Below are 6527 nucleotides of genomic sequence, written 5' to 3' on the forward strand. Positions count from 1 at the left end.
CGCCGAGACGGGAAGAGGAACAGTCATGAGTGACGGAATGCGCGTCGGAGTCGTGGGCGCCACAGGTCAGGTCGGCACGGTCATGCGTCGGCTTCTGCTCGAGCGGGAGTTCCCGATCGTGGAGATCCGCTTCTTCGCGACGGCACGCTCGGCCGGTCGCACGATCGAGTTCGGCGGCCGCGAGGTCGTCGTCGAAGACGTCGAGACCGCGGATCCCTCGGGCCTCGACATCGCCCTCTTCTCGGCCGGCGCCACTGGCTCTCGAGCGCACGCCCCGCGCTTCGCGGCGGCCGGCGTCACGGTCATCGACAACTCGAGTGCGTGGCGGATGGACCCCGACGTACCCCTCGTGGTGAGCGAGGTGAACCCGCACGCCATCGACGAGGCGCGGAAGGGCATCATCGCCAACCCGAACTGCACGACGATGGCCGCCATGCCCGTGCTCAAGGTGCTCGACGCCGAAGCCGGCCTCGAACGGCTCATCGTCAGCACGTATCAGGCGGTGTCCGGATCGGGACTCGCCGGTGCGGAGGAGCTCGCCTCCCAGGTCCGCTCGGCGACGGAGCAGGACGTGCTCGGTCTCGTGCACGACGGTGCCGCGGTGTCGATGCCCGAGCCGACCACGTACGTCCGGCCGATCGCCTTCGACGTCATCCCGCTTGCCGGCTCGATCGTCGACGACGGGGGGCGCGAGACGGACGAGGAGAAGAAGCTCCGCAACGAGAGCCGCAAGATCCTCGAGCTCCCCGAGCTGCTCGTCGCCGGCACCTGCGTCCGTGTCCCCGTCTTCACGGGCCATTCGTTGTCCATCAACGCCGAGTTCGCCTCCCCGATCAGCCCGGAGCGCGCCGAGGAACTACTCGCCGCAGCGCCCGGGGTCGAGCTGTCGGACGTCCCCACGCCGCTGCAGGCGGCGGGGAGCGATCCCTCCTTCGTGGGACGCATCCGCACCGATCAGAGCGTTCCCGGCGGCCGCGGTCTCGCGCTCTTCATCTCGAACGACAACCTGCGCAAGGGCGCCGCGCTCAACGCCGTGCAGATCGCGGAGCTCATCGCGGCCAAGCAGCCGGCAGCGTGATCGTGTCCGGCGGGGCGCCCGTCGGACCCATTGCTACTCTCGATCCATGGCTCGAGTGATGGCGCGCGTTGGCGATGCCGCGGCACAGCGCCTCGAGCGCAGCGTCTTCCGCATGCAGATGCTCGCGGCGACGTCCGTCCTCGCGCTCACGGTCGTGACGTACCTGTTCTCGCCGGTCGCCGTCACCGACGCGTTGTACGTCACGGGCCTCGCGATCATGTTCCTCGCGACGGCCGTCGCGGCCGCCGTCCCATGGGCGCGAGTACCCCACAACACGATCGCCCTCGTCCCGCTCCTCGATATCGCCGCAATCATGTTGGTGCGCGAGGGCGAGCCCGCCGTCGCCGCGAGCCTGTTCTTCGTGTTCCCGATCTTCTGGCTCGCGAGCCACTTCTCCGCGTGGATCGCGCTCCTCGGACCCGCGATCTGCTCGGTGCTCCTGTGGATGTCGATCTGGTGGCGCGGCGAGACGCTCACGGTCTCGGACGTCCCGACGCTGTTCGTGCTCCCGATCACCTTCATGTTCCTCGCGACGGCCGCCTTCCAGGCCGCTCGCCGAGGTGCGGCGCACCGGGTCCTGCTCCGTCAGCAGTCGCGCCTCCTCGAAGGCGCCGTCGCCGGCGTGCGACGGCAGCAGGAGACCCTCGACGAGATCATCAACGCCGTGACGTTCGGCGTCATCGGATACGACGACCGCGGCAACGTCGTGCTCGTGAACCAGGCGCACCGAGCGCTCATGGAACCGTTCGGAGACCTCAACGACGCCCTCGTGCAGGAACTCGTGTACCTGCCCGACCGCGTGACGCCGATCCCGGAGAGCCGACGCCCGTACCGCCGCGCGATGCGCGGGGAGGTGTTCGACAACGAGATCATCTGGCAGGGCCGACCGGGGGAGCGGCGCATCGCCCTCGCCGTCTCCGCACGCCAGCTCCTCGACGAGGACGGCGAGAGCCAGGGCTGCATCATCATCACGCGCGACGTCACGCCCGAACTCGCCGCCGTCGAGGCGCGCGACGACTTCGTCGCGTCCGTCTCCCATGAACTGCGCACCCCACTGACATCCGTCCTCGGCTACCTCGATCTCGTCGTGGACAGTCCGGGTCTCGACGACGAGTCCCGCCGACTCGTCGGCATCGCGCTCGACAACTCCGAGCGGCTTCTCCAGATCGTGAGCGACCTCCTCGCGACCGTGAGCGGGGACTCGCATCGGTTCGTCATGCACTTCGCACCGTGCGAGATCACGGAGATCGCCGCCCAATCGATCGAGGCGGCCCGCGTCGCCGGCGGAGCGCGCGGTATCACGCTCGACGTCCGCTCGAGCGGCGATGTCGTCGTCATGGGCGACGCGTTCCGGCTCCGTCAGGTCATGGACAACTTCGTGTCGAACGCCATCAAGTACAACAACGACGGCGGGTCCGTCCTCGTGACCGTGACGGATGTCGGAGCGGACGTCAGAGTCACCGTGCGCGACACGGGTCGGGGCATGCGTCCAGACGAGCAGGAGCGCCTCTTCGAGCGCTTCTACCGGACGGATTCCGTGCGGCAGACGTCGATCCACGGCACGGGGCTCGGCCTCAACATCGCGCGCGAGATCATCGAGGAGCACGGCGGGTCCGTCGCCGTCGAGAGCGAACAGGGGGCCGGGACGACGTTCACCGTAACCCTTCCGAAAGAGCGTCGAACCGCGGCCGCCCTGGCCGTGAGACAAGGACGGGACGGTCATGTTTCTTGACACCAGCACCCTGATGGTGATGAGCGCGCTCGTCACCATCCTCGCGGGGGCGTCGTTCATACTGAACACCTCCATCCAACGGCTCGACCTCGTCTCGAGGCTCTGGACCGTCGCGTTCACGAACGGCATGCTCGCGGCCCTGGCCTACGGCTTCGACGCGATCAACCCGGGACTGTGGGTCACCGTGGCCGTGGGCAACGCGGCCATCACCGCGGCGATCGGCTTCGTGTGGGCCGGGTGCCGCGCCTACAACGGGAGGAAGCCGTGGCTCGTCGTCGTGGTCGTCGTCACGGTCGCCGTTGCCGCCGCCGTCGTCGTCCGTGGACCGGAAGGCGGCGAGTGGGCCGGGGGATGGGCGATGCTCGCGGGCGTCGGACTGTTCGCCCTGCTCGCCGGCGTCGAGGGCCTCACGGGCCAGATGCGCTCCCGCGTCAACGCCCGGTCCCTCGCCGTCGTGATGCTCGTGGTCGCCGGGTTCTACCTCGCGCGCTGCGCGGTCTTCCTCCTCTACGGTCCCTACAGCGACCTCTTCCGCACGTACTTCGGCACCAATCTCGCGACTTTCGTCACGATCCTCTTCCTGATCTCCTCATCGGTCGCGATGACGAGCCTCCAGGTGGAGCGTTCGCTCGGCGGTGGAGCGAATCCTCTCGCTCGGAATGCCGTCCGCTCGTTCACGCTCGGGGTCCTCGCGAGCGACACCTTCGACGACGGCGCGAAGGATCGCATCGATCGCGCCCGACGACGGTCCAGTTCGGTCGCGCTCCTTCTCATTCGCATCGACGGTCTCAAGGAGATCAACACGGCGTTCGGGCGCGGCACGGGGGACGCCACCCTCCAGACGGTCGCGACCGTCCTCCGCGAGGTGACGCCCACGTCGTCGATCCTCGGACGCCAGGAATCCTCGCACTTCGGAGTCCTCGTGATGGTGTCCGAGCCGCAAGCGACCCGCGAGATCGCCGAGGCGATACTGGCCGAGATCACGGAGGGCCGCGTCGAGGGCACGAACGACATCCGCCTGAGTGCCTCGATCGGCGTCTCCGACACCTTCACGGTCCCGTTCGATTTCGACAAGCTGCGGGACGCGGCTCTCGACGCTCTGGACCGGGCGAGGGAAGCCGGTGGCAACCGTGTCGAGGCGGCGGTCCAGACGCAGGCCGTGCCACGCCGAATCGATCGATCGCGGACGGCGCTCGACTGACTCGCGAGCGGTCGCGGGAGCGCTCGGGAGTGTACGGCGTCAGGGCGCGATGGCGATCGTCAGGGTATCGGTAGCGGTCTGCTTCGCGTACTCGGACGACGTCGGCGTCGTCTGGAGCAGCAGCTCGTAGGTGATCGTGAGCTGGACGGAGGTCGCTGACTCGTCGACGGCCGGCAGCACGAAACTCTGACTGTAGCTGTACGGGGCGGAGATGAAGTACCCGGGCGCGACGTTCGCATTGTCGGCGAGGGGGGCCGGAGCGGGCAGGGGAGCGCCGTCACCGCGGACCGCGGTCACGATCGACACCTTCGACAGATAGATGCGGTTGTCGCCGTCCTCGAGAGCGGCGACGGCGGAGAAGCTCAGCGGCTTGTTCGCGTCGGCCGTCCACTGGTCCATCGAGAGCGTCGACCAGTAGTCGACGGTGAGTGTGATGTTGCCGGCCGTCAGCTGTCGTTCGGCGCTGCCGGAGGCGAGCTCGTTCACGACCGTCTCGACCGTCTCGACGGGGTTCGGGGTCGTCGCCACGGGGGTCGGCGTCCTCGTGGACCGCGTCTCCCACGGCGGTGTCCCGCACGCGCTCAGTGAGAGGACGACGGCCAGCGACGCCACGGCGGTGGTCGCGATTCTCCCTATGCGCATGGCCTTATCTTGGCATCCGCGGTGGGCATCGGACGACAAGCACGAGGTGAGGAGGGCCCCGAACCACCCGAAAACGGGCGTGAAACGGGCGACCGAGCCGCACGGGGTGTTTTCCGTGCGCAGATCTTGAGGAAAACCTGAGCTTAACCAGCGGGTACCCCGCGGGACGCCTGAGGTCGCCGGTGTTCACTGATCTCAGAACGCACGAGAGATCGTGCGGGACACCTAGCAACAATCACCATCGGAAGCGGAAGGACATGGCCATGAGCGCAGGGACCCGAACCCCGAGTGCCTCGGCGCAGAGTGCCTCCCGCGGAACCGAATCCGCACGCGTCGGGGGGCCCTCGGCACGACCCGATCTCGATGAATTCGCGAGCGACTTCATCGAGAGTGTCGAGGCCCTCCCCACGTATCGCCCCACCGTGGGCTGCATCATCCCCGCATACAACGAGGAGGAGTCGATCGCGAGCGTTCTCGACTCGCTCCTCCAGCAGACGCGTCTCCCCGACGTCATCCACGTCATCGTCAACAACACGACGGACGCGACCGTCGAGTTCGCGAGCCACTACGCCGGACCGCACGTCCGCCGCACGGGTCCGGACGAATACCAGGAGACGGAGATCTTCGTCCACGACATCGGCGTCAACCCGGACAAGAAGGTCGGAGCGCTCAACTACGGCTACGACCTCGTCGAGGGTTACGACTACCTCCTCGGAGTCGACGGCGACACGACGGCGGACCCGACCGCCGTGCAGAACCTCGTCGACGAGATCTCCTCCGACACCCGCATCGGCGGTATCTCCGCGATCTACAGCATCGACGACACGGACGTTCACGGTCCGATGTCCCCATTCCTCATCGCGGGACAGCGGGCGCAGTTCGCGGCCTTCAACATGTCGAACATGCTCAAGGGCCGCAACATGGCGGTGCTCGGGGGCCAGTTCTCGATCTTCTCCACGACAGCACTCCGTGAGGTCATGGAGGACAGCCACCAGCAGACCCCGTGGGTGAAGGACAGCGAGGTCGAGGACTCCCTCCTCTCCTTACAGATCAAGAGCGCCGGCTACCTGACGAAGATCAGTGCTCAGGCGCGAGCCAACGTCGGTGGCATGCACACGCTCCGCTCGCTCGACGCTCAGCAGGTCAAGTGGAACTTCGGCGCCATCGAACTCATGTGGCCGGGCCAGCGCGGTGACACGAAGGGACAGCCCTTCCACCCGAACCTCCGCTTGCGCTGGTTCGAGCACTTCTCGATGCTCGTCAACATCATCACGCGTGTCATGTTCGTGCTGCTGCTCGTCGCATCGCTCTCGATCGACGCGTTCGTCTTCAGCCCGCTCTGGCTCATCCCACCGGTCGTCGCGGTGATCCTGAACCTCCGCGTCGCCATCTCGATGAAGTCGCGCAACTGGAAGGACATCCTGTTCGCCCTCCTGGTCGCTCCGGCCGAGATCTACATGTGGATCCGGATCGGTCACTTCCTGCGGGCGTGGACGAAGTTCGCGAGCCGCAAGCAGGTCGACAACTGGGCGGAGCAGGCGAAGGCCGAGCGCGGTTCGGGTAACGCCTACCTCGTGCCGCTCATCGGTCTGCTCGCGACGGTCGCGGCCCTCACCTTCGTGTGGTTCCAGCTGTCGACCGACGTGCAATCGCTCATCCTCTGGGTCTGCTGGCCGATCCTCGGTGTCATCACGGTCCTGCAGACCCTCGGAATGTTCTTCTCCGTCATCCGTCGTCACCGCGGCTACCGCGTCTGATCCGAACCCCGTCGGTTCGAGCCCTTCGAAAGGCCCAGGGAACACCCCCTCAGTTCCCTGGGCCTCTCGAGAGGCTCGAATCCCAGACGACCCAACATCGACTCGAGCCCTTCGACG

General features: G+C 67.2%; 5 protein-coding genes. 4 read left to right on the plus strand and 1 reads right to left on the minus strand.

The window, feature by feature from the left end; all coding sequences use genetic code 11:
• The first annotated feature begins 25 nt into the window (after positions 1-25).
• Genes ELQ90_RS04685 through ELQ90_RS04695 form a run of 3 tightly spaced genes read left to right on the plus strand, consistent with a single transcriptional unit; the run spans position 26 to position 4011 of the window.
• Positions 26-1078: an aspartate-semialdehyde dehydrogenase gene (locus ELQ90_RS04685; protein ID WP_128494059.1), complete on the plus strand. Its 1053-nt coding sequence runs from the start codon at positions 26-28 to the stop codon at positions 1076-1078.
• Between the two features lie 46 nt (positions 1079-1124).
• The gene (locus ELQ90_RS04690) at positions 1125-2810 is read left to right on the plus strand and encodes a sensor histidine kinase (protein WP_128494060.1); all 1686 of its coding nucleotides are present in this window, start codon (positions 1125-1127) and stop codon (positions 2808-2810) included.
• Positions 2800-4011, plus strand: a complete 1212-nt coding sequence (locus tag ELQ90_RS04695) for a GGDEF domain-containing protein (RefSeq protein ID WP_128494061.1) — start codon at positions 2800-2802, stop codon at positions 4009-4011. Before ELQ90_RS04690 ends, ELQ90_RS04695 begins: the two co-directional genes overlap by 11 nt.
• 39 nt (positions 4012-4050) lie before the next feature.
• Here ELQ90_RS04695 and ELQ90_RS04700 read toward each other — a convergent pair whose 3' ends face one another.
• Positions 4051-4653, minus strand: a complete 603-nt coding sequence (locus tag ELQ90_RS04700) for a hypothetical protein (protein ID WP_128494062.1) — start codon at positions 4651-4653, stop codon at positions 4051-4053.
• A gap of 263 nt (positions 4654-4916) precedes the next feature.
• Between ELQ90_RS04700 and ELQ90_RS04705 the strand changes: the two genes are divergently transcribed.
• Positions 4917-6410, plus strand: a complete 1494-nt coding sequence (locus ELQ90_RS04705) for a glycosyltransferase family 2 protein (RefSeq protein ID WP_128494063.1) — start codon at positions 4917-4919, stop codon at positions 6408-6410.
• Positions 6411-6527 lie beyond the last annotated feature (117 nt).

Source organism: Labedella phragmitis (assembly GCF_004078635.1).
In the GTDB taxonomy this organism is placed as follows: Bacteria; Actinomycetota; Actinomycetes; order Actinomycetales; family Microbacteriaceae; genus Labedella; species Labedella phragmitis.